Genomic DNA, 26158 nt, shown 5'->3' with positions numbered 1-26158 from the left:
CGGCGGCAGCGACCTGGGGAAACGCAAAAACGCGCTCCTAAATCAGCGAATTTGGTGCGCCCACACCAAAGCCGGGTTCGGCAGGCCGGAGCCAACGAGCCAGGTGCCTAAACCGACAGCGCTGAGTACAGCGAAGATGCCGAAGAGGATGGCGTCGGCGACTGGGCCGGTGTAATGGTAGTTCGAGGCGGTGTTGATGGAGGTGTCGTCGGGGATGTTGCAGTGCGGGGTGAAGGCTGGCGCGTTTGGGTCGAAGCGCTCGTCGAGCCAGGTGATCACGTGGGCGGTCTCGAGGACGATTGGCAGGGCGTGGCTGGCACCGGCGAAGTTTGCGAATGGGGTGGTGGAGGACCCTGAGTCAAGTGGCGTGGATCGGGTGCCGGGGATTGCGACGCTGCGGTACTCCACGGGTGAGCCGAGCGCGCAGTAGTCGCGGGCGAGTTGGACGGCTTGTGGGGCGGGGACCATGTCGTCGTCGGGGTTGGTGAGTACCAGGGTCGGGACCTTGGTGGGGACGCGGCCGAGCTTGTTCTGGTCGAGGCGGGCTCGCAGCACGGGGTTGTCGTGGGCGAGTTCGGCCAGGTTGACGTCACGTTTCGTGTAGGCCTTGAATTCCTTGGGCGCGATTCGGACGGCGTCGAGGATGCACGCCTTGGACAGGGCGTCGAGGGTGCGAACGCCTTCCTCGTTGAGTTCGGCGTAGAGGGCTTCGCGGAAGTCTGGGTAGGTGGAGGAGTAGGAGACGGCGGCGAAACCGGCGACTGGGGTGATCAGAGTCCCGCGGGACTGTTCGAGCACGGCCAGTGGGTCGGCGGGTGGGGCGCCGACGAAGGCGGCGACCACGTTGAGTTCGGGGGCGTAGTCGGCGACGAGTTCGGCTGCTGCGGCGGAGGCGCCGCCGCCTTGGGAGTAGCCCCAGAACGCGACCTTTTCGTCGTTGTGGGCGGCGTAGCGGGCGGCGTCGATGACGGCGTGTCCCTGGTCGACGCGGTTGAGATACGTGTGCGTACCTGGGGTGCCGAGGCCGACGTAGTCGGTGACGATGACGCGGTAGCCGGCGTCGAGAAGCATGTGGGCCATGGGGCGCTCGTAGTCGACGCTGAAGGAGGTCCCTGAGTCGGAGGAGATCAGCGAGGTGTTCTTGCTGGGTGCGCAGTGGTCGGCCATACCGCGGGTGCCGGGCGCGATCACGACGAGCCCTTTCGCGTTGTCCCTGTCGTAGAGGGTGGCGGTGACTGGCGCGCGCGTGCCCAACTCGGTGGTGGTTTCGTAGCGCACGACTTTCGGCGCGGGGCGGAAGGCGGATTTGATGGCGGAGGAGCCCACCTCCGCCACGGAGCTCAGCGGGTCGAGCGAGCTAGCGGCGGCGGAGGGGGCAAGTGGGGCGGCGAGTGCGAGGGCGCACGCGGCGGAGATCACAGGACGATGAACCATGGTGAAAGATACTAATCGACGCCACTTCGCAGCACACAGCGCTTAGGGCAGCAGCATGAGGCTCACGGCCATGACCGCCATGCCGCTCATGACGCCGTAGACGCTGTAGTGGTGGTGCCCGGTGGCGATCGCATTCGGCAGCAACTTGTCGAAGCTGATGAACACCATGATTCCGGCGATCACCGCGAAGGAGTATCCCATCGTGGTCGGCCCCATAAACGGCGCGAGGATGAGGTACCCGACGAGCGCTCCGAGCGGTTCCGCAAGCCCTGAGAGGGTGGCCCACCCGGCGGCCCACCAGCGTCGGCCGGTGGCTTCGCGCAGCGGGACTGCCACGGCGACGCCTTCTGGGATGTTGTGCAGCGCGATGGCGACGGCGATGGGGATGGCCAGGTACGGGTCGGCGAGCGCGGACATGAAAGTGGCGAAGCCTTCGGGGAAGTTGTGCAGCGCAATCGCCACGCCGGTGATGACGCCTGCACGCCGCATGGCTTGGGCGCGTTTGTCCTCGTCGCCCTGGATGCTTTCGTGCGGGTTGATGTCGTGCGGTACCAGCTTGTCGATCACCGCGATCAGCGCCACCCCGCCGAAGAACCCGAGGATCGCGCGGCCCTGGTCGAGGGCGTCAATGCCCGCGGGGAGCAGCTCCGCGAGTGAGATGTAGACCATCACTCCAGCGGAGAACCCGAGGCTGCCGGCGAGGAACCTGTCGCCAATGGTGGACTTGAGCGCCACGACCACCCCGCCGATGCCGGTGGAGATGCCGGCCAACAGGGTCATCGCGAATGCGATCAAAACGCTCGAAGTCATGCGGACAGTCTATGTGTAGTCTGAGCGCATGGGAATTTATTATCGCAAGAAGCACAAGGTGAGTAAGAACTCGTGGCTGAACTTCTCCAAGTCTGGTGCTTCGGCTTCCACGAAGGTCGGCCCTGTCACGTTCAACTCGCGCGGCGGCGTGTGGGTGAAGCTGCCCGGTGGGTTTAATTACCGCGGTAGGTGGAAGTAGCCGGCGTCGTCTTGGACGGCGAGGCCGTCCTCAAGCAGTGAAAATAGGGCGCGGGAGCGTTGCGCTGCATCGGGCCACACTACGTCGATGTCGCGTTGCGGCACGGGTGCCGACGCCCCTCGCAACACCTGCATGATCTTGCCACGCACCTGCCGGTCGGTGCCGGCGAAGCGCTGCGTCTTCTTCTTGCGCTGCTCCTCCGGGTTCGGCTCTGGCTTGCCCGCTGCCACCCACGCGCAGCGGTTGACCGGGCACGCCCCGCAGTCCGGGTTTGTGGCGGTGCACACGAGGGCGCCGAGCTCCATCAGGCCGACCGAAAAGGTCGGGCCGTCCCACTCCGAACCGTCGTCGGGCAGCAGCGCCGCCACCTCCTGAAGCTCCGCCTTGCGCGGGTGCGCTACGGGCCTACCACGCTCGGCACGCGCGACGACGCGGCGCACGTTCGTGTCCACCACCGGCACGTTTTCCCCGTAGGCAAAGCAGGCCACTGCGCGTGCCGTGTAATCGCCGATGCCGGGCAGCGCCAGTAGCTCCTCGACGCTGCGGGGAACAATACCTCCATGAAGCTCGGTGATCGCTCGCGCGCACTCCAGCAGACGCAGCGCGCGGCGCGGGTAGCCGAGGCTGCCCCAGGCGCGCAGCACCTCGTCGGCGCCAGCAGCCGCGAAGGCCTCCGGGGTGGGCCAGCGGCGCATCCACTCCTCCCAGATGGGGGCGACGCGCGCCACCTGCGTCTGGTGGCTCATCACCTCGCTGAGCAGCACGCCCCACGCGCTTGTGCCTGGTGCGCGCCACGGAAGCTCGCGCGCGTTGGCGCGGTACCACGGGTTAATCTCGGCGGGTTGGAGGTTTGTTCGAATTTTGGCCACATCCTCAGTCATCTCTGCCAAAATATAGCCTATGAGTACAGAAAAGACGCCTCGTGAGGTGTGGGAACTCCTCAAGGCAGGAAATGAACGATTCGTTGCAAGCCAGGAGACGCACCCGCACCGCGACCCCACGTGGCGCGAACAGCTCCGAGACGGCCAGAACCCCATCGCCGCCGTCGTCGCCTGCTCGGATTCGCGTGTCCCAGTTGAGCTGCTTTTCGACGTCGGCTTCGGTGACATCTTCGTCATCCGCACAGCGGGCGGTTGCGTCGACGCCGCGGTGTCCGCCTCCGTCGAGTACGCGGTGGAAGGGCTGAATGTGCCGCTGGTGATGTTCCTGTCGCATGAGTCCTGTGGCGCGGTCGGTACGGCGCTCAACGCGGTGGAGACGGAGGAAGTCCCGGACGGGTTGGTGCGCGTGTTCGTGGAGAAGATCGTGCCGTCGGTGCTTCAGTCGCCCACGCGTGACCCGAAGGATGTTGAGGTCACCCACGCGAACTTGAGCGCGCAGCACCTCATTGAGCGCGTGCCCGTGCTCGCGGAGCGTTTGGCGAACGGCACTGTCGGCGTGGTTGCGGCACGCTACCAACTTGCCGATGGCCAGGTTCACCCGACCATGGAAAACTTCGGTATAGAGTAAGGGGCATGACTAACCAGCATCCGCTTCCTCCCGAGATCTACCGGCGCCGCCGCGTTGCGGCGCTCGTTGCGTTGTTGGTGCTCGTGGTGTTCCTGGTGTGGGGGTTGAGCGCTATGGCGCGCTCAGGCGGCGGCGACGCCGACGTATCGACGTCCACTTCGCCCACCACCACGCCTGTCACGGAGCCGACGGTGCCGGAACCGGGTGCCGCGACGCCGAGTGAGTCCGAAACTGCAAAGGAAAGCGCATCCGGTGAGCCGACCGAGCCGACCTCGTCGGGAGAGCACGCGCAGGCTGCCCCGTCCGGCACCTGTGAGCTGAAGGATTTGCGTGTGGTGGCGTCGACAAACCAGCCGTCGTACGCGGTGGGGGAGCAACCGGTGTTCTACATGGAGGTGCAGAACCCAACGGATGTGGACTGCGTCATCGACCTGGACACCAACATCATGCGTTTTGAGGTCTACGACATGGCCACGAACAACCGCGTGTGGTCCGACGTCGACTGCTTCGACCCTGTCTTTGCTGGTCAGGAGACGTTCCCGCGTGACTCGAAGCGTGGCTTTGAAGCCCGCTGGTCGGGTACCAGCTCGCAGCCGAACGTGTGCACCGACCGCCAGCCGGTACCAGCTGGGTCCTACTACCTGCACACCGTGATCGGCGACAACGCCTCTGACGCGGTCCCGTTCAACCTGACTTAGCTGAGGCGGCGCAACCCCTCGTAGATGTGGCGCGCCCACAGGCTGGTCACGTGGTCTGCGGAGCTCAAGTCTTCCGGCTGCGCCTCCAAAATGGCGGGCAGCGTGCCGAAGACGGCCACGATCTGATCCATCAAGAACTTCTGCACGCGAGGCACGCGCGCAAGCGCCCGGTAGCCACGCGGGATCAGCGCTTGCACGAGGTTCTCCTCGTTCGCGGGCAGCCCCAGCTGGCGCGCCAACGTGGTCGTGTTCAGCAGCTCCGAATCCGGCAGGGTGTCCAAGGCATCGAGGGCCTGGTGGACCTGCTCGTCCGTGGGCACGGTGGTCGTCGCGATGTAGTCGCGCACCAGCATCTCAACGTCGTGGGCGTTGTTGCCCTCCAGCTCGGAAAGCTGCAGGCTGAGCTGGCGGGCGTCGACACCCAACTCCACGATGCTCAGCTCCAGATCGGTGACGGCGCGCTCGAGCATCAGCTGGCGCTGCAGCACGTTGAGCACGTCGGCGACGGTGGCATAGTTGTTCATCTCTGCCACGAACAGGCGGTGGTTCGACATGTCGAGGCGCTGGCGATAGCGCTCCACCGTGGACAGTGCCTGGTTCGCCCGGCCCATCAGGACCGCCGGCTCCTCCAAGCGGTGGCGACGCCCACCCGCGTACACCGTCACCGTATTCATCGACGCCGACACCGAGATCACCGGCCTGCCGGTCTGCAGCGCGGTGCGCTCCGCGGAGCGGTGGCGGGTGCCGGACTCACTGGTGGGGAAGTGCGGGCTGGGCACGAGCTGCACGTTGGCGTGGGTGATGCGGGAGCCGTCGGCGGATAAAACGACGGCGCCGTCCATCTTGCACAGCTCGCGCAGCAGCGGTGGCTGGAAGGCGACGTCGAAGGCGATGCCGCCGTCGCAAATCTCGACGACCTCCGGCCCGTCGCCGAGGACGATGAGGCCACCGGTGTGGCCACGTTGGATTCGCTCGAGGCCGTCGCGAAGTGCGGTGCCGGGGGCGAGGCGCTCGAGGGCGGCGCGCATCGTGTCATCACTCATGCTGTGCAAGTGTAGCGATAGCCTGGCCAACCGTGGCCACCTGCTCAATTCGCAGGCCCGGGACCTGCAGTGACTCGCCCGCGGGCACGATTGCGTGCTCGTATCCCAGGCGTGCTGCCTCTTGCAGGCGACGGCCCAGGTTCGGCACCCGCCGGATCTCGCCGGCCAAGCCGACCTCCCCGATCACCACCGTCTTTGGTGGCAGCGGTGTCTCGTGCAGGCTCGACCAGGTCGCCAGCGCCACCGCTAGGTCGGTCGCGGTTTCCGTGATGCGCACCCCACCCACGGTTGCCACGTAGGCGTCCTTGTCGTTCGTGCGCTGCCCGCAGCGCGCCTGCAGGACCGCCAGCACCATCGGCACGCGGTTGCCGTCCAGGCCCGTGACCACGCGCCTGGGCGACTTGTTCACCGGGTCCACGGTGAGCGCCTGCACCTCCGCGAGCATGGGGCGCACCCCGTCCATCGCCACGGTCACCGCGGAACCATCCGGGGTGCGGCCGCGGTGGGAGAGGAACAGCCCGGACGGGTCCGGTACTTCGCGGATCCCCTCGGCGGTCTGCTCGAAGCAGCCCACCTCATCGGTCGCGCCAAATCGGTTCTTGATGCCGCGCAGCATACGCAGGCTTGATTGCCGGTCGCCTTCGAAGTTCAGCACCACGTCCACCAGGTGCTCGAGCACGCGCGGGCCCGCGACGTTGCCGTCCTTGGTTACGTGCCCTACCAGCAGAATCGGCAGGTGAGTGGTCTTCGCCAGCGTGGTCAGCGCGGCCGTGACCGCGCGGGACTGCGCAACGCCGCCCGGCACGCCCTCCACCCCAGGAGCGTGCATCGTCTGTACCGAGTCCACGATGAGCAGCGAGGGCTTGATCTGCTCCACGTGACCAAACACGATGTCCAGGTTGGACTCGGCCGCCAGGTAGAGGCGCTCCCGCAGTGCGCCGGTGCGTTCGGCGCGCCCGCGGACCTGCCCCGCCGACTCTTCGGCGGTGACGTAGAGCGCTTTGCGACCGTCGATCGCCGCCCAGCGCGAGGCCACCTCAAGCAGCAGCGTCGACTTGCCGACGCCCGGCTCGCCCGCCATGAGCACCACCGACCCAGGCACCACGCCGTTGCCCAACACCCGGTCAAGCTCGCCGATGCCGGAGCGCACCGTCTTGGTCGCGGCGGCGTCGATAGTTGTGATTGGGCGCGCAGGCGTTTGCGGCGTGAGTGCAGCGGCACGCGGCGCACTGGAGACCCCCGTCGCGCGGGTGGCGGTAACCACCGGCGCTGATTCTTGCAATGTCCCCCAAGAGCCGCATTCAGGGCAGCGACCAAGCCACTTAGGAGAGGAGTATCCACACTCGGAACAGGTGTGGATCACCCGAGGCTTCTTCGCCATAGAGCCTTACTTGTTCAGGTCGCGGTGGACCTGGCCGGAAGGCAGCAGCGGAGCGGAAACCGGGGCGTTGACCTCGAGGGTGCCGGTGTCGAACGTGAAGGTCACAGGCACGGTGCCGCCGTACGCGAAGCTGTCGTTCGGCAGGGCGGTGCGGATGTACTCGATGCAGTTCTTGCCGTCATCCTGCGGCATGCGGTCCAAGCCTGCAGCGGAGTCACCAACAAGCACGCAGTTGTAGCCGATTTCCTTCGAGGATTCGATGCTGACCGGGGTGCCGTCAACGGAAACGGAACGCAGCGAGTGCGACGTCATCGACGTGTCCTGGTTCAGGGCGCTGAACTTCAGTGCTGCGGAGCCGGTCTCGTCGAGGACGACGGTGACGTCCTGCACGGCCAGCTCGCCGTTCTCGGTTTCGACGTTGGCGCCGTCAACTGCAGCCACCTGGTCAGAGGTCTGAGTGATTTGGCCTGCGGAGCATCCGGCCATGAGCAGTGCGGTTGCGAGTGCGAAAACCGGCTTCAGGGACTTCACGTGGGTGTCCTCCATCGTTCTTGTTTCACATATATGTTTCTCCGCACAACCCTAGCGCCTGGACCTAGACTTTTCACAGTTTCCTCACGCGTACCAGGCCCAGGCGGCGCGGGTGGGGTTAAACTTTAGTTGAGTTCGGCGCATCGCGGGTGCGCGTCCCCATTACGGCCCGTAATGGTAGGGTGGTGAGGTTACTGAGCCGGTTGTCATCCTCAAGGAGTGTTCATGGAATTCAAAGTCGGAGAAGTGGTTGTCTATCCGCATCATGGTGCGGCACGCATCGCCGACATCGAGCAGCGCGAAATTGGCGGAGAAACGCTCGACTTTCTCGTACTGCAAATCCTCCAGTCGGACCTTGAGGTCCGCGTTCCTGTAAAGAACACCGAGCTTGTCGGTGTGCGCGACGTCGTCGGCAAGGAGGGCCTGGAGAAGGTCTTCTCGGTGCTGCGCGAGACCGACGTCGAGGAGGCCGGCAACTGGTCCCGCCGCTACAAGGCGAACCAGGAGCGCCTCGCGTCCGGTGACATTAATAAGGTGGCGGAGGTTGTCCGCGACCTGTGGCGCCGTGACCAGGGCAAGGGCCTGTCTGCGGGCGAGAAGCGCATGCTGGGCAAGGCGCGCCAGATCCTCGTCGGCGAACTCGCGCTGGCGGAGCCAGTCGACGAGAAGAAGGTCGAGGAGCTGGAAGAGGGCGTCCGCAAGATTATTGAGGAGCAGGTCAAGGCCGGTATTTCCTTCGCGCCTGACGTGGTGGTTGAGGACGAGGATGACATCGACCTGGATGACCTCAGCTTCGACGACGATGAGGACGACGAGAAGTAGCGGGACGTAGCCAAATGTCTCGCAGGGTAGTGGCCGTCGTCGCTGCGGCAGGCCAGGGCACGCGGCTCGGCGCGAGCGTGCCGAAGGCGTTCGTGCCGCTGCGCGGTCGCAGCCTGCTGGAGCGCTCGGTGACCGCGATGGAGACCGCCGAGGTGGTGGACTCGATCATCGTGGTGGTCAGCCCCGAGATGGAGGAGATCGCGCGCACCACGCTGCGAGGCCACGACGTCCGCTTCGTGCACGGGGGCGCGGAGCGCGCCGATTCTATCTACGAGGGCCTCAAGGCGATCGAGCACGAGGACGCCTGCGTGCTCATTCACGACGCCGCCCGGGCCCTGACCCCGCCCGGTATGATCGCGCGCGTCGCCCGCGCCGTGCTCGAGGGCGCGGACGCGGTGGTGCCGGTGCTGCCGGTCGTCGACACCATTAAGGAGATCGACGCAGCTGGGCGCGTCGTCGGCACCCCGGATCGCTCGACGCTGCGGGCGGTGCAGACGCCGCAGGGCTTTGACCTGCGTTCTCTGCTCGCCGCGAACCGCGCGTACTACGAAGGGACGCCAGACTTCGTCGCCACGGATGACGCGAGCCTGATGGAGTGGTTCGGCGTGGACGTGCACACGGTGCAGGGGGACCCGATGGCGTTTAAGATCACCACGCCGATTGACATGCGCCTGGCGCAGAGCATTACGGACGAGGCGGAGCCGACAATCTTCGAGGTGCCGTCGGGGAGCACGCGGTAGGCTTGCGCGCATGACGTCGCACACAGATTTTCCACAGTTCAGAGTCGGTACCGCGTTTGACGCGCACCAGATCGAGGCCGGGAAGCCGTGCTGGATCGCGGGCATCCTCCACGAGGGCCAAGACGGCTGCGAGGGGCACTCGGACGGCGATGTTGTCAGCCACGCCGTGGTGGATGCGGTGCTTTCGGCGACGGGCCTGGGGGACCTGGGGTCCTTCGTCGGGGTGGGTAGGCCGGAGTATGACGGGGTGCGGGGCACGCAGCTGCTCAAGGAGCTGCGGGAGTTGCTCGAGCAGCATGGGCACCAGGTGATCAACGTGTCGGTGCAGATGATTGGCCAGACCCCGAAGATGGGCCCGGTGCGCGAGGAAGCGCAGCGCGTGCTCTCGGAGGCGCTCGGCGCCCCTGTGTCGGTGACGGCGACTACGACGGACCACATGGGTTTCACCGGTTCGGGTGAGGGGCGCGCTGCCGTCGCTACTGCGCTGGTTGCACTAAGCTAAGGGCCGTGACTGCCGAGACCCAACAGATTTTTGACACCGCGACGCGCACGCTGCGTCCATTCCGCCCGCTGCGTGAGGGCCACGTTTCCATCTACTTGTGCGGGGCCACGCCACAGTCCGCCCCGCATATCGGGCACTTGCGCTCGGGGGTGGCGTTCGACATCGTGCGCCGCTGGTTCGCGGCCAAGGGCTACGACGTCGCGTTCGTGCGCAACGTCACCGACATCGATGACAAGATCTTAAACAAGGCCGCCGAGCACGATCGGCCGTGGTGGGAGTGGGTCAGTACGTACGAGCGCGAGTTCACGCGCGCCTACAACACCCTCGGCGTGTTGCCGCCGTCTGTCGAGCCGCGCGCCACGGGCCACGTCACCCAGATGGTCGACTACATGCAGCGGCTTATCGACGCCGGCTTCGCCTACGCCTCCGAGGGCTCCGTCTACTTCGACGTGGCCGCCTGGACGAAGGCGAGCGACGACTACGGTTCCCTGTCCGGCAACCGTGTCGAGGAGATGAACCAGGGCGAAAGTGACGTGCACGGCAAGCGCGGCAGCCACGACTTCGCACTGTGGAAGGCCGCCAAACCTGGCGAGCCGAGCTGGCCGACCCCGTGGGGCGACGGCCGCCCCGGCTGGCACCTGGAGTGCTCCGCCATGTCCACTTGGTACCTGGGCGCCGAGTTCGACATTCACGGCGGCGGCCTGGACCTGCAGTTCCCGCACCACGAAAACGAGCAGGCGCAGTCCCACGCCGCGGGTGATGGCTTCGCCCAGTACTGGATGCACAACCACTGGGTGACCATGGCGGGCGAGAAGATGTCGAAGTCGCTGGGTAACGTGCTGAGCATCGACAACATGCTGGACGCCGTGCGCCCGGTGGAGCTGCGCTACTACCTGGGATCCGCGCACTACCGCAGCGTGCTGGAGTATTCGCCGGAGGCGCTGCAGGAGGCCGCGGCGGGCTACCGCCGCATCGAGGACTTCGTGCATCGCACCGGCACGCCCGAGTCGACCACCTGGACCGAAGGCTTCGCCCAGGCGCTAGACGACGACTTCTCCGTGCCCCGCGCGCTCGCCGAAATCCACAACGTGGTCCGTGAAGGCAACAAGGCGCTCGCCGCGCACGATACCGCCAAGGCAGCCGAGTTGGCTGCTCAGGTGCGTGCGATGGCCGCGGTGTTGGGGGTGGACCCCGGTGTGTGGGACGATGGGGCGTCGAAAAATAATGGAGTAACCGAGGCACTTGATGTGTTGGTTGGTGCCGAGCTTGAGCGCCGGGCCGCCGCGCGTGCCGAGAAGGACTGGGCCGCGGCCGATGCCGTGCGTGACCGCCTTGCCGCCGCAGGCATCGAGGTCACCGACACCGCCGACGGCGCGCAGTGGCAACTGAAGGAGAACTAATGGCCAAGCCATACCACCGCCCCGATAAGCAGAAGAAGAACAAGAAGACCGCCACGAAGGGCTCTGGCGGGCAGCGTCGCCGCGGGCTGCGCGGCAAGGGTGCAACCCCGAAGGCCGAGGACCGCGTCTACCACGCGGCGCACAAGCGCAAGCTGGAGCGCAAGCGCCGCGACCAAGGCCGCCACGAGCGCGAGCTGCCGGACATGGTTGTTGGCCGCAACCCCGTCGTGGAGTGCCTGCACGCCAAGGTGCCAGCCGAGGCGCTGTTCGTGGCGCGCGGCACCGGGCACGACGACCGCCTCAGCGAGGCCGTCACCCTGGCGAACTCCCGCAACATCCCGGTGCAGGAGGTGGACCGCCACGACTTGGACATGATGACCGGAAACGGCATGCACCAGGGCATCGGCCTGAAGATCCAGCCGTACAAGTACGCGGACGTCTTCGACCTGGTCGCTGGTGTGGCGGACCGCGGGGAGACCGGCATGTTTGTCATCCTGGACAACATCACCGACCCGCGTAATCTCGGCGCGGTGATCCGCTCGACGGCCGCGTTCGGCGGCCACGGCGTGATCATCCCGGAGAGACGCTCCGCGCAGGTGACGGGCGTGGCGTGGCGCACCTCGGCGGGCACGGCGGCTCGCCTGCCTGTCGCGCGTGTGACCAACGTGACCCGTACTGTCAAGCAGTTCAAGGACAACGGCTACATGGTCGTGGGCCTCGACGCGGGCGGCGAGCACACACTGGACACTTTCGAGGGCGCCACCGACCCGGTAGTCATCGTCGTCGGCTCGGAGGGCAAGGGCATCTCCAGGCTCGTGCGGGAAAACTGCGACGTGATCATGTCCATCCCGACGACCGACTGGGTAGAGTCCCTGAACGCCTCCGTCGCGGCCGGCGTGGTGCTCAGCGAGTTCGCACGTCAGCGCCGCGTGAAGTAGCCCACCGCCCGGCACACGAGGTAGATGGCGAAGGACACGAACGCCACCATCACACTCACCGGCAGGCCGGGCGCCAGCGAGAGCAGCATGCCGCCCACGGCGGCGAGCTCCGCGAAGAGCACCGACCACGCCACCGCCGCCGCGGGCCGCGCCGTAATGGCCACCGCGGACGCGCCGGGCGTGATCAGCAGCGCCATTACCAGCAGCACGCCCACGATCTGCACGGTCTGGGCGGCCGCCATGCCGAGCAGGATGGCGAACAGCGTGGCCAGCACCTTCACGCGTACCCCGCTCGCGGCCGCCATCTCCGGGTCTACAGAGGCGAACAGCAGCGGGCGCCACAGCACCATCACGGCCACCACGACCAACAGCGTGGTGGCCGTCAGCACCCCGAGGTTTTCCTTGCTCACCCCGACGATCTGGCCCGTCAGCAGCGCCATCGCGGTGGTGGAGTTACCGGGGTAGAGGTGGATGCACAGCACGGAAATGCCCATGCCGAAGCTCATCACCACGCCCACGGATGAGTCAGTGTCGCTGCGAAGCCCCAGCAGGACGAGCACGATCGCCGCCACAATCGAGCCGACGACGGCCCCCAAGCTGAGGTTCAGGCCCGTCACGAGCGCAACCGCGGCACCCATCAACGCCAACTCAGAAGTAGCGTGCACCGCGAATGACATTTTCCGCATCACGATCAGCGGCGCGATCACGCCGGAAAGCACGCCCAGCATCGCGCAGGCAATCAGCGCAACGATCACGAAATCGAACCCGAGCAGGTACTGCGTTTGCTCCAGCATTTACAGGATCACCGTCTTTCCACCCACGCGTGCGACCTCCACTGGAGCCCCGTACAGCTCACTGAGCACATCGGAGCGCAGCACCTCGTCGGCACTGCCGACCACGTGCCCGTTCGGCCCCAGGTAGAGCACCTTGTCCACGATGTCGATCACCGGGTCGATGGAGTGCGTCACCATCACCACCGCGACCTTCGCAGCATGTAGCCGGGACATGAAGTCGCGCTGGCGCGCCACGTCGAGCGAGAGCAGGGGCTCGTCGGCAAGGATGAGATCGGGCTGCTTCGCAAAGGCCTGCGCCTGCCGCACCAGTTGCTGCTGGCCGCCCGACAGGGTGCCCACGCGGGCGTCGGCAAGGTGCAGCGCACCCACGCTGTCCAGCAGCGTATCGACGTCCCCCTTCCTCGGCCGACGCAGCGGACGGTGCTCAAGCGAGAGCGACACCAGGTCGCGCACCCGCACCGGCAGCTCCGGCGGGAACATGCGCTGCTGTGGGATGAACCCGATGTTCTTCGGCGCCGAAATCGTGCCTGAGCTGAGTTTCCGCGTGCCCAGGATCGTGCCGAGCAGCGTGGACTTGCCGCTGCCGTTCGGGCCCAGCACAGCGACAAATTCCCCCGCGGCGACATCAAGGTTGATGTCGTGCCACAGGGGATCGCAGGAGGCGTTGGTCAGGTGCAGCATTAGAGCTCGTCAAGCGCCTTGGCAAAGTAGTCGAAGAAGTTCTCGCCGTTTGGTGGGGTCTCGTAAATGTCAACGACCTTCACGTTGTTGGCCTTCGCCACCTCAACCAGCTTGTCGGAGACACCGTTCGGGCTCTGCGGGTTGTTAATCAGGATGTCGATTTCGCCGGACTCGAGTGCAGCGATGAACTCCGCGAGCGCCGCCGAGGACGGCTCCGAGTGGTTCAGCGTTGCGTGGCGGAAGGACTCCGGAGTGACGTCCTCGAGCGCGGACTCCTCGATGATCGCGTCCGCGATTGGGTGCGTCTGCGCCACGCGCGCCGCCTTGAGGCTGTCCAGCTTCGCCTGCAGCTGCTCAAGCTTCTCATCGAGCGCGTCCGTGTTGCCATCAGTGCGCTGCGCGAGGTCCGCGCCCACCTTCGCGATCGCCGCGGTGGAGTACCAGATGTGCTCGTTCTCCTCGTGGGCGTGGTCATGGTCGTGGCCCTCATGGTCGTGGTCGTCATGGCCATGCTCACCGTGCTCGTGCTCGTGCGCCTCCGTCAGCGGCAGCGCGGAGACCACGTTCGCGTCTTCCGCCGCGCCGTAGATGCGGGCGTCGTACGCGCCGCCGTTGGCCACCACGAGCACCGCCTTCGCCACCTGCGCCAGGTCGGCGGCCGTCGGCTCGTAGTCGTGGGGGTCCACCGAGGTATTCGAGATGATCGCGGGGACGTCCTGGCCCGTCACCAGGCTCGCGACGTCCGCCCACACCTGCGTCGTGGCCACGATCTGGCCGTCGGCGGCATCAGCTGCGGTGTCGCCGGTGCTGTCAGTGCTGCTGCAGGCGCTCAGTGCGAGCGTCGATGCAGCAAGGATGCCAATGAAGCGTCGTGAAAACATGGCCGCCATTGTACGTGGTATTGAAAATGAATATCAACAACGAGCGTCGGCGAGCGCCTTCAGGAAGGCCGCCATCTCGTCCACGCCTGCGACGTCGACCCCTACCTTGATCCCCACATCCGCAGGCCCCAGCACCGCTAGCGCTGTGTCGTCCGTGACGTCATCGCCAGCGAAGAGCGTCGCAGCAAAGCGCTGCTTGTGGGCCCGCAGCCACGAACCCTTCGACACATCTACCGCGGAAAACTCCACCACGTTATTGCCCGGCGTGACAGGGCGAGGCGTTTGAATCCGCAGCGCCTCCGCCAGCATGCGCTCGCGCTCCGCCGCGTCCCCCACGGGCGCGACGTGCAGCACCCGCTGGTACGGCTTGACCTCCACGTACGCCGGCGAGACCGCGATCGCCTCCAGCTGCTTTTCGATTGCGTCCAAATACTCGACATCCTCCGGCGTAAGCTCCGGGCCAGGCTCCGCGCCGTGCGAACCCACCAACACCACCGGGTTCCGCAGCGGGAACACCCTGCGCAGGCCCTCCAGGTGGCGGCCGGACAGCATCGCCACCTCCGTATTCGGGGCGTGCGCCAGGCGCTCAATCGCCTCCAGCGCCACCGGGTGCGGTTTCACCGCATAAGGGTCCGGGTTCAGCTCGCTGATCGTGCCGTCGAAATCGAGGCAGACAAGGAGCGAAGGGGCCGTCGATAAGTAGGCGATGGAACTCACAGCATCATCACCCGCATGCTCGGTTCGTTCACGTCGTCGCCGTCGAGCGTGAGCACCTTCTCGGTGTCACTGACATTGTTGATTCGGAACGTGGCCTCCGGCACCACCAGCGACGCCAGTTGATCGTGCGTGTAGCGCGCCGCCCCCTCGCAGCCGGCTGTGTCGGCGAAAGAAATCTCGTTGACCGTCAGCGTGTCTTCAGTGACCGTGACGTCGCCTTCAACCTTGCCGCATCCCGTCGAGCCCGTCAGCTCCGAACCGTCGATGCTCACATTCGCTCGATCCGGCACATCCCCCGGCGTGTCCGGAGCCGTGTACACCGCAACGACCTGCCACACCGGCGGCGCCGGCGAACACGCCGCCAGCCCCAGTGCTGCACCTGCAACAACCAGCCGTTTCATCGCGCAACCTCCTGCAAAAACTCCGCCGCCCACCGGTGCACATCGTGCCCCAGCACCCGCGCGTACATCCGCCGCATCCGTTCCGGATCCGGGTCAAGTGCCTCCCGCATCGCCCGAAGTATCGACGCCCCCTCGAACGGATTACACAAATACGCGTCGTGCAGCTCTACGGCCGCGCCGGCGAACTCGGACAGCACCAACGCGCCGTCCCCGTCCGGGTGGCAGGCCACGTACTCCTTTGCCACCAGGTTCATGCCGTCCTTAAACGGTGTCACCAACATCACGTCCGCAGCCGCATAGAACGTGCCCAGCTCCTGCTTGGACACACCGCGATGCATGTAGTGGATCACCGGGCGACCCACCGAGCCGAAGCGGCCGTTAATCCTGCCCACTGCCTCTTCGACCTGGCGGCGGGTCTTGCGGTAGTGCTCGATGCGCTCCCGCGATGGAGTGGCCAGCTGGATCAGGGTGGCGTCGACACCTTCTTCGAGCAGCTGCTCAAACGCGAGCAAACGCTGCAGGATGCCCTTCGTGTAATCCATGCGGTCCACCCCCAGCATCAGGGCCGCAGGATTCCCTACCGACGCCCGCAGCTTCGCCACCGCCTCCGGCGAGCCAACCTGCACCGCCGCCGGGTCAATCGAGATCGGGAACGTTCCACTGCGCGGGCTGTTGTTATCGTCGCCGACGAGTGCGCGGAAGTTGCGCTCATCCGCCTCGCGCTGAAACCCCACCAGGTCGCAGCCGTTGAGTCCGCCGATGAGTTCCTCGCGCCACGGGAGCTGACGGAACAGGTCGGGGGAGGGGAACGGAATATGCAGGAAGAACCCGATGGTCAGGTCGGGGCGCATCTCGCGCAGCAGGCCCGGCACCAGCTGCAACTGGTAGTCCTGCACCCACACCGTCGCGCCCTGCGCCGCCACCTCGGCGGTCGCGCGCGCGAAGCGGACGTTAACGTCACGGTAGCGCTGCCACCACTGCTCGTTGTACTGCGGGGCCACGATCAAGTCATGGTAAAGCGGCCACAACGTCGAGTTGGAGAAACCCTCGTAGAACTCCTCGTAGTCCTGGGCGTCCAACGTCACCGGGTGCAGGTCAATGCCATCAAAGCGAAACGGCGCGACCGGTTCATCCACCGCGCCGGACCACCCCACCCAGCAACCGGCGCGTGCCCGCAACACGGGTGCGAGCGCAGCCACGAGCCCGCCGGGTGATGCCTTCCACCCGCCCTCGACACGGTCGACGGGCAGGCGGTTAGCCACCACTACGAACTCATTCACAACTACGACTTCTTCTTTACAGTCTTCTTTTTGGTGGCCTTTTTCTTTGTTGCTTTCTTCTTGGTGGCCTTTTTCTTCGTGGCCTTCTTCTTAGAAGCCTTCTTCTTGGTGGCTTTCTTCTTCGTAGCCTTCTTCTTGGTCGCCTTCTTCGGCTCTTCCTCTTCCTCAGCGCCCAGGACTTCCTCCGCGTACTTCTTGTACACGAAGCCCTGTGGCTCGACACCGAGCATGGACATCAAGGTCACGCCATCAAAAAAGTCCTCGGCGTAGGTAGCAACAATCCTGCGAGCACCAGATGCTGTCTGCTCCTCAACGGCGTGGAGCGCCTCAGGCGAGGGGCGAGAGTCGGTGATCTTGGGTGGCACTACGGGTTCCTCCTTGTATGACGCGCATTACTAGCACAACGATTCTACGCCAATATTAGTGACGAAGCCCGCCTGGGGGCCTCCGTCGGCGGATCTGCTGGAACGTGAAGCGCCCGGCCCGCTTGAAAGCCTCGTACGGAATGTAGTGCTGCGGGGCACGCAGACGGCGCGCCACCCACTCGCCAAACACCACACCGCCAGCCAGCGCCATACAGGTGCCGACCGCCATGAACAGGTTGGTCAGGCCCACCACGATCTGCTCGTTCATCATGGCGTACATCCCGCGATACACACCAGAGCCAGGCAGGAACGGGGTCACACCAGCCACCGCCGTGATCACCGGGTTGATCAGGAAACGGCGGGCAATCAAGCCACCCGCAAGGCCGACGACGAACGCCAACGCCGCCGTCGCCATCAACGCACCGGAGCCGATCGGGATCAGAAACAGGTAGTACATACTCGAACCGGCGGCGGCCGTAAACGCCGCCACCACCACCGCGGGGCGCTCCGCGAAGCACGTCACCGCGAATGACGCCGACGCCAACGTACTCCCCGCAATACGCGCCGCCGCACCACTAAACGTTGGGGTCCCCAGCATTGTCTCCAGCGGAGGCAATCCCAGGCCCATGAGCTCCCACGTGTTCAACCCAATCGCGACACCAGCCACGATGCCGCCGGTAAAGAGCAGTGTCTGGAAGAATCGCGCCGAGGCCGTCACCGGCGAGCCCGTCACCCCGTCAAGCAGCGACTGCACCAAGGTCAGACCCGCCAACAGGACCACGATGCCCACCGCGATCACTTGGCTGGGCACAATCGTCTTGCCGATCATCGGCGCGACCTCGTAGAACAGCGCCGCCGGGATCGTCGTCAAGAAGCCGCCGATGGCGCAGTGGAAGAAGTAAGGCAGGGAGTTGCGGGACAAAATCTTGTTAAATCCCATGATGAGAAACGCCGTGAGCCCGCCAATCGCGGACATGAACAGGTCCCCGCCCAGCAAAATCGCGACCGCCGCGCCCATCACCAGCCAACCCGCCAGGTACCGCGTATTGCGCCACGGGATAGGGGAGTTATCAATATCGTCGAGGATCTTCTCCGCAAGCTCCGGTGGCGTGGCACCCGAACGAATCGAGCGAATCAGCCGGTCCGCCTCCTGCAGCTTGTGGTAGTTCTCGCTCATCATCGTGACCACGCGGAACACGTTGACCGGGGTACGCTTATGCACCCCAATAATCGTGTTAATCATGATCGTGTTCACCGTGATGTCCACATGGCAGTAGTGCAGACCATACGAAGACGTCACTGTGTGAATCTGCGCAATCGCATCCGAAGACGTCGTGCCATTCGCGATCAGGATCTCCCCAATGCGCGCAGCAATATTCATCACCCCGGCTACCTGCGCGGTATCCGTCAGATCAATCGGGGCAAGCACGGACGGCGGCGGCGACGTTCGTGCCGCGTCAATCGTCGCCACGTGTTGGCGTGACCCGCGGACAAACTCCCACAGCGAATTCAAGTTCACGTATTCGACCCTAGCAAGCCACCCCGACACGCCTAGAATGGCCACATGACCTGGCAACTCTACGAGCAACTTATCGACGCCACCCCGACCGCCATCACCGTCACCGACTTCGGCATCGCACCCCACTGGGCCTGGCTCCGCACCTCCGACGGCCACGTCGGCATCGCCGCCGTCTACCCCGGCGACGGCCGCCCCGTCCTCTCCGAGTCCCCAATCGGACGCCCTCTTATCGACGCCGCCTCCATGGTCACATCGTGGAGCTTCGCCGAAGCCGGCGTCGGCCTCGCCGCCATCAATGCTTGGGTGAACCGCGACGCGTCCCACTTCGCCGAAGCTCCGGACGCATTCGTCGCCTACGCCTCCCACTACGCCGGCAAGCGCGTTGGCGTCGTCGGGCACTTCCCAGGCCTGGAGCGCACCCTCCGCGACGTCGCCGACCTCTACGTCTTCGAACGGGTCCAACGCCCCGGCGACTACCCCGACTCCGCCTTCGAATACCTCGCCCCAGACCTCGATGCAGTCTTCATCACTGCATCTGCCCTCGTGAACAAAACGATGCCACGTCTCTTGGAACTCGCCTCCGGGCTGGACACCATCATCGTCGGCCCATCGACCCCGATGAGCTCCATCCTCTTCGACGCCGGAGCCACCACCCTTTCCGGGTTCATCCCCACCGACCCTGCCGGGCTCGTCGGGACGCTGAAGGGCATCGGTGGAGGTAGGAAGTGGGATTTCGGTAAACGAGTGAACGTTAGTGTAGACTCTTCAGCGCTGCTAGAGTGGCGCAATCGGTAGCGCAACGCACTTGTAATGCGTAGGTTGCGAGTTCAAGTCTCGTCTCTAGCTCGGAACAACACCCCCTCCCGGGACGTACCTAACGCCGGGGAGGGGGTGTTTGCGTCGGGGTGCCTGACTATTTTGATGCCCGACGTCCCGCAATCGCCCCGGTGCACCAATTTCCCCATTTTCGCCAAGGCCAAGCGACGTTTCCCCAGTTCAGCGTTTGATGGCGGTGAGATCTGGTGCCCAGGCAATGCACAGTCATTCCCGACGACCTGCATTGGTCGACGCTAAGAGGTCGACCGGAACGAAATCCAACCGGCCCCAACCCCGCCTCTCCCGGCGGACTATCCCTGTTTTACTCACCCACATGCAGGGGGCGTACAGGAAACGTTCAGAGAAACGGCGTTAGATAGAGGCAGTTATGTTCATGGGCGTGGAAGCCATTCATGGCGGCCGACGCAGTTCCCGAGAGAAATCTAAGGGAAACGCGAAATGCCCTGGTGTATGAAGGAGTGAACTGTACATGTCTGAGGCTACGAAGCCTGTAAAGGTGCTCGTTGTTGACGATGAGCCGAATATCGTTGAGTTGTTGACGGTTTCTTTGAAGTTCCAGGGCTTTGAGGTCGAGAGTGCGGGCTCTGGCCAGGAGGCGCTGGAGAAGGTGAAGGACTTCCGTCCGGACGCGTTCATCCTTGATGTGATGATGCCGGGGATGGACGGCTTTGAACTGTTGGGCAAGCTGCGCAGTGAGGGCATTGATGGCCCGGTGCTGTTCTTGACGGCGAAGGATGCGGTGGAGGATCGGATCCACGGCCTGACTATTGGCGCTGATGATTATGTGACGAAGCCGTTCTCCTTGGAGGAAGTCATTACTCGTCTGCGTGTGATTCTGCGTCGCGGCAAGGTGACGGAGGATGCGGATGAGGATACGACGCTGCGGTACGCCGATCTGACGTTGAATGATGAGACGCACGAGGTGACGAAGGCTGGCGAGATCATTGAGTTGTCGCCGACGGAGTTCAACCTGCTGCGCTACTTGATGCTGAATGCTGAGGTGGTGCTGTCGAAGGCGAAGATTCTGGATAACGTGTGGCACTACGACTTTGGTGGCGACGGCAACGTGGTTGAGTCGTACATTTCGTATCTGCGACGCAAGGTGGATAACGGTGATGTGCCGTTGATTCATACGGTGCGTGGCGTCGGCTATGTGCTGCGTACACCTCGTAAGTAAGGCGTAGGTGACCGATGAGTAGGCGTCGGCTTCATGCGCTTGCGTACTCGAGGACGAAGCCGCTGCAGAAGCAGCTGGTGGCGTTGGTGTTGGCGATTGCCACGCTGGCGCTGTTGGTGAGTTTCTCGGCGGTGTACATCTTCATGCGCAGCATTTTGTATCAGCGTGTCGACGACCAGCTCAGCGAGGGGTTGGACACGTGGGTTGGTCAGGTGACGTGGGTGCCGTCGTCGGGTGCGCCGAGCGATTTTTATCAGGAGACGTGGTATCCGCAGTTCGGGACGTCGTGGAGCCCGGTGTATGTGGATACACCGCCGGACCTTTCGAGGGTCAAGCAGCAAGATAAGGCGGTGACGGTGCCGTCGACAGGCGTGGCGCCGGGCGTGAAGTGGCGCGCGATGTCACGCGAGATGCCGGACGGCACTGTGAAGTATGTCGCGAAAGAGCTCGACGCAGAGCACCGCGTGCTGCGTTGGCTTGCGATTGTGGAAACGACATTTGGGCTCCTTGCCGTGGTGGGGATTGCGTGCGCGGGGCGCACCTATATTCGTAAGGCGTTGGCCCAGTTGCGTGAGGTAGAGAACACTGCGCTTGCAATTGCCGACGGCGACACGAAGCGCCGGGTGCCGGTGTGGTCGAGGGAGACTGAGGTCGGCAAGTTGTCATATGCGATGAACACGATGGTGCAGCAGCTGCAGGAGTCCGTGGAGGATGCGCAGCTGAAGGAGGAGCAGATGCGTCGCTTTGTGGGTGACGCGTCTCATGAGCTGCGTACTCCGCTGACGAGTGTGCGCGGGTATGCGGAGCTGTACCGGAAGGGTATGGCGCCGGATGCGGACATGGTCATCGGCAAGATTGAGGAGGAGTCTGCCCGCATGCAGTTGCTGGTGGAGGATCTCCTCGCGTTGACTCGTGCGGAGGGCACTCGCCTGGATAAGCGCCAGGTGGATGTGTTGGAGATGGTGACTTCGGCGGTGAGCTCTGCGCAGGCGGCGTTCCCGGAGCGTTCGCTCACGATTGAGAACAACGCCACCTCGGTGCCGACGGTCAACGGTGACCCGTCGCGGCTGCACCAGGTGTTGCTGAACCTGATTGTCAATGCGTTCAAGCACGCGGGCAAGGACGCGTCGGTCACGGTGGCGTTGCGGGAAAACCTGGACCGCATCATCATTGAAGTGATCGACGACGGCTGCGGCATGGAGGAGAAGGACGCGGAGCACATCTTCGAGCGGTTCTACCGCGCGGACAACTCCAGGAACCGCGCCTCCGGCGGTGGTTCGGGGTTGGGGTTGGCGATCGCGAAGTCCCTCATCGAGCAGCACGACGGCACCATTACCGTAAAAAGCGCGCCGGGTGAGGGCTCCACGTTCACCATTTCCCTCCCGATGGAGAAGGGCCCGAAGGCTTAAGCCTCGAGTGCTGCGCGCAGCTTCTCCGCGGCCTCGTCCATCTTGGCCGGGTCGGTTTCGTCCATCTTCATCACGGTGGACAGGTCGTAGCCGGACATGTCGTTGGCGGGGAAGACGTGGATGTGTGCGTGCGGCACTTCGAAGCCGGCGATGAGGTAGCCGGCGCGCTCGCTGCCAAATGCTTCGATGATGGCGTTGCCTACTCGCTGGGCAACGTCATTCATTTTTGCCCACAGCGCTGGCTCGATGTCGGTCCACTTATCGATCTCTTTGACGGGAACGACCAGCGTGTGGCCGTACGCGATCGGCTCGATGGTGAGGAACGCGGCGACGTCCTCGTCCTTGTACACGAAGCGGCCTGGAATTTCACCTTGAATAATCTTTGTAAACACAGTGCTCATAGCGCCTAGGTTACCGGTAAGTTAGTGGGCATGCGCATCCTTGTTATCGGTTCGGGCGGCCGTGAACACGCCCTGTTGAAAGGTCTTGCAGGACACGAGCTCACTGTCGCGCCGGGAAACGCCGGCATGGCATCACTTGCTGAGGTCAGGAGTGTCGACGTCGCTTCGCCTGAGTCGGTCGTCGAGCTGGCGAAGGACGTTGACGCTGAGCTTGTCGTGATTGGCCCTGAGGTGCCGTTGGTGGCGGGTGCGGTGGACGCGCTGCAGGCCGCGGGCATTCCAGCGTTTGGCCCGACGAAGGCCGCGGCGCAGCTGGAGGGGTCGAAGGCATTCGCGAAGGACGTCATGGCCGCTGCTGGTGTGGCGACGGCCCGCGCGCAGCGCGTGGAGCGCATCGAGGAGATCGACGATGCTCTTGAGGCGTTCGGCCCGCACTACGTGGTCAAGGATGATGGGCTGGCTGGCGGCAAGGGGGTCGTCGTCACGCTTGATGCTGCCGAGGCCCGCGCGCACGCTCGCGAGGTGATTGAGGCCGGCAACCCGGTGCTGTTCGAGTCCTTCCTCGAGGGCCCGGAGGTGTCGCTGTTCTGCCTGGTGGACGGCGAGACCGTGGTGCCGTTGCTGCCGGCGCAGGATCACAAGCGCGCCTACGACAATGACGAGGGCCCGAACACTGGTGGGATGGGCGCGTACACGCCGCTTCCTTGGCTGCCGGAGGGTGGCGTGGACCGCATCGTGGACGAGATTGCGCGCCCGGTTGCGCGTGAGATGGTCGCCCGCGGCATCCCGTACCAGGGCCTGCTGTACGTCGGCGCCGCGTGGGGTCCGGAGGGCCCGTCGGTGGTGGAGTTCAACGCGCGCTTCGGCGACCCGGAGACTCAGCCGGTGCTTAGCCTGCTGCGTACCCCGCTTGTCGACGTCCTCTACGCCGTAGCAACGGGCAGCCTAGACACGCTGCCGGCGCTGGAGTGGGAGGACGGCTACGCTGCGACGGTAGTGCTGGCGGCCAAGGATTACCCGGAGCACCCCAAGACCGGGGACGTCATTACTGGCGCCGACCTGGACAACCCCGACGTGGTGTTGCACGCAGGTACCGCGACCAAGGATGGGGAGTACGTCTCGGCCGGTGGGCGCGTGCTCAACGTGCTGGGTAAGGGCGTAACGCTGCAGGATGCGGTGGACGCTGCCTACCAGGCGATTGAGCAGATTTCGCTCGAGGGTTCCTTCTACCGCAAGGACATTGGACGGCGCGCGATTGAGGGAGAAATCCGTATCTAGCGCGCGTGTCGGGACGTTGTGCGATAATCAGCGTCGTGGCTGAGAAACTGTTGAAACCGAACAATAGCAACGTCCTGTCGAACCGCTACGCGTCGCCGGAGATGGCGACGCTGTGGAGCGCAGAACACAAGATCATTCTGGAGCGTCAGCTCTGGATCGCCGTGATGAAGGCGCAGCGTGAGCTGGGAGTCGAGATTCCCGAGGAGGCGATCGCTGCGTACGAAGCGGTCGTCGACAAGGTGGACCTGGCTTCGATTGCTGAGCGTGAGAAGGTCACGCGACATGACGTGAAGGCGCGCATTGAGGAGTTCAACGCGCTGGCCGGGTACGAGCACATCCATAAGGGGATGACCAGCCGTGACCTGACGGAGAACGTCGAGCAGCTGCAGATTTACCGCTCGCTGGAGCTGATTCGTGACAAGTCGGTCGCGGTGCTCAAGGCGATCGGGAATCGGGCGGATCAGTACTCCACGCTGGTGATGGCGGGGCGTTCGCACAACGTTGCGGCGCAGGCCACGACGCTGGGCAAGCGCTTCGCGTCTGCGGCGGATGAGATGCTGGTGGCGGTTGAGCGCATCGAGACACTGCTGGAGGCATATCCGCTGCGTGGCATCAAGGGCCCGATGGGTACTGCGCAGGACATGCTGGACCTGATGGGCGGCGACGAAGCGAAGCTGCGCCAGCTGGAGCAGTCGGTGGCACGCCACCTGGGCTTCGAGCGCACCTTCGATTCGGTCGGCCAGGTCTACCCGCGTTCCTTGGATTTTGACGCGATCTCGGCGATTGTGCAGCTGGGAGCGGGTCCGTCGTCGCTCGCGACCACGATCCGCCTGATGGCCGGCAACGAAACGGTGACGGAGGGCTTCAAGGAGGGCCAGGTTGGTTCTTCGGCGATGCCGCACAAGATGAACGCGCGTTCCTGTGAGCGCGTCGGTGGCTTCCAGGTGATCCTGCGCGGCTACCTCACCATGGTCGCTGACCTTGCTGGGCAGCAGTGGAACGAGGGCGACGTGTTCTGCTCGGTGGTGCGCCGCGTGGCCCTGCCTGACGCCTTCTTCGCTATCGACGGGCAGTTTGAGACATTTCTCACTGTGCTGGATGAGTTCGGTGCGTTCCCGGCGATGCTCAACCGTGAGCTGGACCGTTACCTGCCGTTCTTGGCCACGACGAGGATTTTGATGGCGGCGGTACGCGCGGGTGTGGGCCGTGAGACGGCGCACGAGATTATCAAGGAGCACGCGGTTGCGATGGCGCTTGATATGCGCGAAAATGGCGCTGAACAAAACCTCATTGAGCGCCTCGCCGCTGATGAGCGCCTCCCGCTCGACAAAGAGCAGCTGCAGGATGCGTTGGCTGACCGCCACGCGTTCATTGGCTCGGCGGAGTCGCAAGTCAGCAACGTGTGCGCTCGTATCCAACAGCTTATCGACGCCCACCCGGACGCCGCTGCGTACAAACCAGGGGAGATTCTGTAACCTTTATGTCCATGCGTCCAGAGCTTTCTGACTATACCCACCTGGCTGGCGGCAAAGTCCGCGAGATTTACGAGGTGGATGACGAAACGTTATTGATGGTGGCGTCCGACCGCATTTCGGCGTTCGACTTCTCGCTGGAGCCGGCGATCCCGGATAAGGGCCGGATTCTGACTGCCACGTCCATGTTCTTCTTCGACCTGCTTTCGGGTGTGCGAAATCACCTGGCGGGCCCGGTTGATGATCCCCGGATTCCGGAGGAGGTCCTCGGCCGCTCGTACGTGGTGAAGAAGCTGAAGATGATTCCGTTCGAGTGCGTCGCTCGCGGTTACCTGACTGGTTCGGGCAAGAAAGAGTACGACCGCACCGGTATGGTCTGCGGCGTGAAGCTGCCCGAGGGCCTGGTTGAGGCCTCGAAGTTGCCGGAGCCGATTTTCACCCCGGCGACGAAGGCCGCGCAGGGCGACCACGATGAGAACGTGACGTTCGAGTATGTGGAGGAGAAGGTGGGCGCGAAGCTCGCTGCCCAGCTGCGCGACCTCACCTTGGAGGTGTACACCAAGGCTGCGGAGTACGCGGAGACCAAGGGCATCATCCTGGCGGACACGAAGCTGGAGTTCGGCGTCGACGAGGAAGGCAACCTGGTCCTTGCGGACGAGGTACTCACGCCTGATTCGTCCCGCTACTGGCCAGCCGATACGTACGAGGAAGGCAAGGTGCAGCCGAGCTTCGATAAGCAGTACGTGCGCAACTGGCTCACCGGCCCGAAGTCCGGCTGGGACCCTGCGGAGAACACGCAGCCACCGGAGCTGCCTGGTTCCGTGGTGGAGGCGACCCGCGACCGCTACATCGAGGCGTACGAGCGCCTCAGCGGCGAGAAGTTTGGGGACTGGCCGGGGGCGCGTGCCTAAGGCGTGAGGTTGCGCGTAGACTCGTCGC

The 26158-nt window shown here is 64.6% G+C and carries 29 protein-coding genes and 1 tRNA gene; 15 read left to right on the top strand and 15 right to left on the bottom strand.

The window, feature by feature from the left end; all coding sequences use genetic code 11:
* Positions 1 to 42: 42 nt before the first annotated feature.
* Both KBX13_RS07345 and zupT read right to left on the bottom strand, forming a co-directional pair.
* Entirely contained in the window at positions 43 to 1434 is a 1392-nt protein-coding gene (locus tag KBX13_RS07345) for an alpha/beta fold hydrolase (RefSeq protein ID WP_256021459.1), read from the bottom strand.
* Positions 1435 to 1476: 42 nt separating this feature from the next.
* Positions 1477 to 2244, bottom strand: a complete 768-nt coding sequence (zupT, locus tag KBX13_RS07340; RefSeq protein ID WP_256008618.1) for a zinc transporter ZupT — start codon at positions 2242 to 2244, stop codon at positions 1477 to 1479.
* A 28-nt stretch (positions 2245 to 2272) separates the two neighbouring features.
* Here zupT and KBX13_RS07335 point away from each other — a divergent pair, with 28 nt between their 5' ends.
* Positions 2273 to 2443 (top strand): DUF4236 domain-containing protein, encoded by a 171-nt coding sequence (locus KBX13_RS07335; RefSeq protein WP_071565885.1) that lies wholly within the window; start codon positions 2273 to 2275, stop codon positions 2441 to 2443.
* Here the strand turns inward: KBX13_RS07335 and KBX13_RS07330 are convergent.
* Positions 2422 to 3324, bottom strand: coding sequence for an A/G-specific adenine glycosylase (locus KBX13_RS07330; protein WP_256021458.1), 903 nt, complete (start codon positions 3322 to 3324; stop codon positions 2422 to 2424). The two genes, KBX13_RS07335 and KBX13_RS07330, sit on opposite strands and share 22 nt — an antisense overlap.
* A gap of 19 nt (positions 3325 to 3343) precedes the next feature.
* On the opposite strand from KBX13_RS07330, the gene KBX13_RS07325 reads away from it, so the two are divergent.
* Both KBX13_RS07325 and KBX13_RS07320 read left to right on the top strand, forming a co-directional pair.
* A complete protein-coding gene (locus KBX13_RS07325; RefSeq protein ID WP_070361913.1) occupies positions 3344 to 3952 on the top strand; it encodes a carbonic anhydrase in 609 nt (202 codons plus the stop codon).
* 5 nt (positions 3953 to 3957) lie between these two features.
* The gene (locus tag KBX13_RS07320; RefSeq protein ID WP_256021456.1) at positions 3958 to 4650 is read left to right on the top strand and encodes a hypothetical protein; all 693 of its coding nucleotides are present in this window, start codon (positions 3958 to 3960) and stop codon (positions 4648 to 4650) included.
* On the opposite strand, the gene disA is transcribed toward KBX13_RS07320, so the two are convergent.
* Genes disA through KBX13_RS07305 form a run of 3 tightly spaced genes read right to left on the bottom strand, consistent with a single transcriptional unit; the run spans position 4647 to position 7620 of the window.
* Positions 4647 to 5693, bottom strand: coding sequence for a DNA integrity scanning diadenylate cyclase DisA (gene disA / locus KBX13_RS07315; protein WP_070361915.1), 1047 nt, complete (start codon positions 5691 to 5693; stop codon positions 4647 to 4649). The two genes, KBX13_RS07320 and disA, sit on opposite strands and share 4 nt — an antisense overlap.
* Positions 5686 to 7074 carry a DNA repair protein RadA gene (gene radA, locus KBX13_RS07310; RefSeq protein WP_071573134.1) on the bottom strand — a complete coding sequence of 463 codons (1389 nt, stop codon included), beginning with the start codon at positions 7072 to 7074 and terminating at the stop codon, positions 5686 to 5688. Before radA ends, disA begins: the two co-directional genes overlap by 8 nt.
* 6 nt (positions 7075 to 7080) lie before the next feature.
* Complete coding sequence (locus tag KBX13_RS07305; RefSeq protein WP_070361917.1) at positions 7081 to 7620, bottom strand: hypothetical protein; 540 nt, start codon at positions 7618 to 7620, stop codon at positions 7081 to 7083.
* 210 nt (positions 7621 to 7830) lie between these two features.
* Between KBX13_RS07305 and KBX13_RS07300 the strand changes: the two genes are divergently transcribed.
* From KBX13_RS07300 to rlmB, 5 genes are read left to right on the top strand one after another with little or no spacing between them, the layout of a single operon-like run.
* Positions 7831 to 8427, top strand: coding sequence for a CarD family transcriptional regulator (locus KBX13_RS07300; RefSeq protein ID WP_070361918.1), 597 nt, complete (start codon positions 7831 to 7833; stop codon positions 8425 to 8427).
* A gap of 14 nt (positions 8428 to 8441) precedes the next feature.
* Positions 8442 to 9167 carry a 2-C-methyl-D-erythritol 4-phosphate cytidylyltransferase gene (gene ispD, locus KBX13_RS07295; protein ID WP_070478112.1) on the top strand — a complete coding sequence of 242 codons (726 nt, stop codon included), beginning with the start codon at positions 8442 to 8444 and terminating at the stop codon, positions 9165 to 9167.
* Between the two features lie 10 nt (positions 9168 to 9177).
* Positions 9178 to 9669: a 2-C-methyl-D-erythritol 2,4-cyclodiphosphate synthase gene (gene ispF, locus KBX13_RS07290; protein ID WP_070361920.1), complete on the top strand. Its 492-nt coding sequence runs from the start codon at positions 9178 to 9180 to the stop codon at positions 9667 to 9669.
* Between the two features lie 5 nt (positions 9670 to 9674).
* On the top strand, positions 9675 to 11069 hold the full coding sequence (cysS, locus tag KBX13_RS07285) for a cysteine--tRNA ligase (RefSeq protein ID WP_256021454.1): 1395 nt from the start codon (positions 9675 to 9677) through the stop codon (positions 11067 to 11069).
* Complete coding sequence (gene rlmB / locus KBX13_RS07280; RefSeq protein WP_070478108.1) at positions 11069 to 12007, top strand: 23S rRNA (guanosine(2251)-2'-O)-methyltransferase RlmB; 939 nt, start codon at positions 11069 to 11071, stop codon at positions 12005 to 12007. Before cysS ends, rlmB begins: the two co-directional genes overlap by 1 nt.
* Here rlmB and KBX13_RS07275 read toward each other — a convergent pair.
* The 8 genes from KBX13_RS07275 to KBX13_RS07240 are packed head-to-tail and all read right to left on the bottom strand — an operon-like array spanning position 11989 to position 18507.
* Entirely contained in the window at positions 11989 to 12801 is an 813-nt protein-coding gene (locus KBX13_RS07275; protein ID WP_252931451.1) for a metal ABC transporter permease, read from the bottom strand. The genes rlmB and KBX13_RS07275 overlap by 19 nt on opposite strands.
* Entirely contained in the window at positions 12802 to 13482 is a 681-nt protein-coding gene (locus KBX13_RS07270) for a metal ABC transporter ATP-binding protein (RefSeq protein WP_256021452.1), read from the bottom strand.
* Positions 13482 to 14363, bottom strand: a complete 882-nt coding sequence (locus KBX13_RS07265) for a metal ABC transporter solute-binding protein, Zn/Mn family (RefSeq protein WP_256021450.1) — start codon at positions 14361 to 14363, stop codon at positions 13482 to 13484. Before KBX13_RS07265 ends, KBX13_RS07270 begins: the two co-directional genes overlap by 1 nt.
* 33 nt (positions 14364 to 14396) lie before the next feature.
* On the bottom strand, positions 14397 to 15080 hold the full coding sequence (locus KBX13_RS07260) for a trehalose-phosphatase (protein WP_256021449.1): 684 nt from the start codon (positions 15078 to 15080) through the stop codon (positions 14397 to 14399).
* Complete coding sequence (locus KBX13_RS07255; protein WP_256001041.1) at positions 15077 to 15481, bottom strand: hypothetical protein; 405 nt, start codon at positions 15479 to 15481, stop codon at positions 15077 to 15079. The genes KBX13_RS07260 and KBX13_RS07255 overlap by 4 nt, the downstream gene beginning before the upstream one ends.
* Positions 15478 to 16761, bottom strand: coding sequence for a trehalose-6-phosphate synthase (locus KBX13_RS07250; protein ID WP_071573141.1), 1284 nt, complete (start codon positions 16759 to 16761; stop codon positions 15478 to 15480). Before KBX13_RS07250 ends, KBX13_RS07255 begins: the two co-directional genes overlap by 4 nt.
* 2 nt (positions 16762 to 16763) lie before the next feature.
* Positions 16764 to 17126: a hypothetical protein gene (locus tag KBX13_RS07245; protein WP_070361929.1), complete on the bottom strand. Its 363-nt coding sequence runs from the start codon at positions 17124 to 17126 to the stop codon at positions 16764 to 16766.
* 55 nt (positions 17127 to 17181) lie between these two features.
* Complete coding sequence (locus tag KBX13_RS07240) at positions 17182 to 18507, bottom strand: threonine/serine exporter ThrE family protein (protein ID WP_256472805.1); 1326 nt, start codon at positions 18505 to 18507, stop codon at positions 17182 to 17184.
* Positions 18508 to 18690: 183 nt separating this feature from the next.
* On the opposite strand from KBX13_RS07240, the gene KBX13_RS07235 reads away from it, so the two are divergent.
* From KBX13_RS07235 to KBX13_RS07220, 4 genes are all read left to right on the top strand, one after another.
* A complete protein-coding gene (locus KBX13_RS07235) occupies positions 18691 to 19440 on the top strand; it encodes a DUF364 domain-containing protein (protein ID WP_256021447.1) in 750 nt (249 codons plus the stop codon).
* A tRNA-Thr gene (locus tag KBX13_RS07230) sits at positions 19419 to 19491 on the top strand. Before KBX13_RS07235 ends, KBX13_RS07230 begins: the two co-directional genes overlap by 22 nt.
* A 460-nt stretch (positions 19492 to 19951) precedes the next feature.
* Complete coding sequence (locus tag KBX13_RS07225) at positions 19952 to 20659, top strand: response regulator transcription factor (RefSeq protein ID WP_070361930.1); 708 nt, start codon at positions 19952 to 19954, stop codon at positions 20657 to 20659.
* A 14-nt stretch (positions 20660 to 20673) separates the two neighbouring features.
* Positions 20674 to 22068, top strand: coding sequence for a cell wall metabolism sensor histidine kinase WalK (locus tag KBX13_RS07220; protein ID WP_256021445.1), 1395 nt, complete (start codon positions 20674 to 20676; stop codon positions 22066 to 22068).
* Here KBX13_RS07220 and KBX13_RS07215 read toward each other — a convergent pair.
* On the bottom strand, positions 22065 to 22469 hold the full coding sequence (locus tag KBX13_RS07215) for an HIT family protein (protein ID WP_070361932.1): 405 nt from the start codon (positions 22467 to 22469) through the stop codon (positions 22065 to 22067). The two genes, KBX13_RS07220 and KBX13_RS07215, sit on opposite strands and share 4 nt — an antisense overlap.
* Before the next feature lie 30 nt (positions 22470 to 22499).
* On the opposite strand from KBX13_RS07215, the gene purD reads away from it, so the two are divergent.
* From purD to KBX13_RS07200, 3 genes are read left to right on the top strand one after another with little or no spacing between them, the layout of a single operon-like run.
* Positions 22500 to 23747, top strand: coding sequence for a phosphoribosylamine--glycine ligase (gene purD / locus KBX13_RS07210; protein ID WP_070363437.1), 1248 nt, complete (start codon positions 22500 to 22502; stop codon positions 23745 to 23747).
* Between the two features lie 26 nt (positions 23748 to 23773).
* Positions 23774 to 25222: an adenylosuccinate lyase gene (gene purB, locus KBX13_RS07205; RefSeq protein WP_256021524.1), complete on the top strand. Its 1449-nt coding sequence runs from the start codon at positions 23774 to 23776 to the stop codon at positions 25220 to 25222.
* 11 nt (positions 25223 to 25233) lie between these two features.
* Entirely contained in the window at positions 25234 to 26130 is an 897-nt protein-coding gene (locus KBX13_RS07200; protein WP_070363439.1) for a phosphoribosylaminoimidazolesuccinocarboxamide synthase, read from the top strand.
* Positions 26131 to 26158: the final 28 nt, after the last annotated feature.

Origin of the sequence: Corynebacterium sp. CCUG 51687 (assembly GCF_024453995.1) — a bacterium.
GTDB classification, from domain to species: Bacteria; Actinomycetota; Actinomycetes; order Mycobacteriales; family Mycobacteriaceae; genus Corynebacterium; species Corynebacterium pseudogenitalium.
This window is presented reverse-complemented; position numbering and strand designations above follow the sequence as displayed.

Excerpts from the sequence above, each read along its gene's own strand:
- KBX13_RS07345 (WP_256021459.1), bottom strand. The coding sequence starts at position 1,434 with ATGGTTCATCGTCCTGTGATCTCCGCCGCGTGCGCCCTCGCACTCGCC.
- zupT (WP_256008618.1), bottom strand. The coding sequence starts at position 2,244 with ATGACTTCGAGCGTTTTGATCGCATTCGCGATGACCCTGTTGGCCGGC.
- KBX13_RS07335 (WP_071565885.1), top strand. The coding sequence starts at position 2,273 with ATGGGAATTTATTATCGCAAGAAGCACAAGGTGAGTAAGAACTCGTGG.
- KBX13_RS07330 (WP_256021458.1), bottom strand. The coding sequence starts at position 3,324 with ATGACTGAGGATGTGGCCAAAATTCGAACAAACCTCCAACCCGCCGAG.
- KBX13_RS07325 (WP_070361913.1), top strand. The coding sequence starts at position 3,344 with ATGAGTACAGAAAAGACGCCTCGTGAGGTGTGGGAACTCCTCAAGGCA.
- KBX13_RS07320 (WP_256021456.1), top strand. The coding sequence starts at position 3,958 with ATGACTAACCAGCATCCGCTTCCTCCCGAGATCTACCGGCGCCGCCGC.
- disA (WP_070361915.1), bottom strand. The coding sequence starts at position 5,693 with ATGAGTGATGACACGATGCGCGCCGCCCTCGAGCGCCTCGCCCCCGGC.
- radA (WP_071573134.1), bottom strand. The coding sequence starts at position 7,074 with ATGGCGAAGAAGCCTCGGGTGATCCACACCTGTTCCGAGTGTGGATAC.
- KBX13_RS07305 (WP_070361917.1), bottom strand. The coding sequence starts at position 7,620 with ATGGAGGACACCCACGTGAAGTCCCTGAAGCCGGTTTTCGCACTCGCA.
- KBX13_RS07300 (WP_070361918.1), top strand. The coding sequence starts at position 7,831 with ATGGAATTCAAAGTCGGAGAAGTGGTTGTCTATCCGCATCATGGTGCG.
- ispD (WP_070478112.1), top strand. The coding sequence starts at position 8,442 with ATGTCTCGCAGGGTAGTGGCCGTCGTCGCTGCGGCAGGCCAGGGCACG.
- ispF (WP_070361920.1), top strand. The coding sequence starts at position 9,178 with ATGACGTCGCACACAGATTTTCCACAGTTCAGAGTCGGTACCGCGTTT.
- rlmB (WP_070478108.1), top strand. The coding sequence starts at position 11,069 with ATGGCCAAGCCATACCACCGCCCCGATAAGCAGAAGAAGAACAAGAAG.
- KBX13_RS07275 (WP_252931451.1), bottom strand. The coding sequence starts at position 12,801 with ATGCTGGAGCAAACGCAGTACCTGCTCGGGTTCGATTTCGTGATCGTT.
- KBX13_RS07270 (WP_256021452.1), bottom strand. The coding sequence starts at position 13,482 with ATGCTGCACCTGACCAACGCCTCCTGCGATCCCCTGTGGCACGACATC.
- KBX13_RS07265 (WP_256021450.1), bottom strand. The coding sequence starts at position 14,363 with ATGTTTTCACGACGCTTCATTGGCATCCTTGCTGCATCGACGCTCGCA.
- KBX13_RS07255 (WP_256001041.1), bottom strand. The coding sequence starts at position 15,481 with ATGAAACGGCTGGTTGTTGCAGGTGCAGCACTGGGGCTGGCGGCGTGT.
- KBX13_RS07240 (WP_256472805.1), bottom strand. The coding sequence starts at position 18,507 with ATGAATATTGCTGCGCGCATTGGGGAGATCCTGATCGCGAATGGCACG.
- KBX13_RS07235 (WP_256021447.1), top strand. The coding sequence starts at position 18,691 with ATGACCTGGCAACTCTACGAGCAACTTATCGACGCCACCCCGACCGCC.
- KBX13_RS07225 (WP_070361930.1), top strand. The coding sequence starts at position 19,952 with ATGTCTGAGGCTACGAAGCCTGTAAAGGTGCTCGTTGTTGACGATGAG.
- KBX13_RS07220 (WP_256021445.1), top strand. The coding sequence starts at position 20,674 with ATGAGTAGGCGTCGGCTTCATGCGCTTGCGTACTCGAGGACGAAGCCG.
- KBX13_RS07215 (WP_070361932.1), bottom strand. The coding sequence starts at position 22,469 with ATGAGCACTGTGTTTACAAAGATTATTCAAGGTGAAATTCCAGGCCGC.
- purD (WP_070363437.1), top strand. The coding sequence starts at position 22,500 with ATGCGCATCCTTGTTATCGGTTCGGGCGGCCGTGAACACGCCCTGTTG.
- KBX13_RS07200 (WP_070363439.1), top strand. The coding sequence starts at position 25,234 with ATGCGTCCAGAGCTTTCTGACTATACCCACCTGGCTGGCGGCAAAGTC.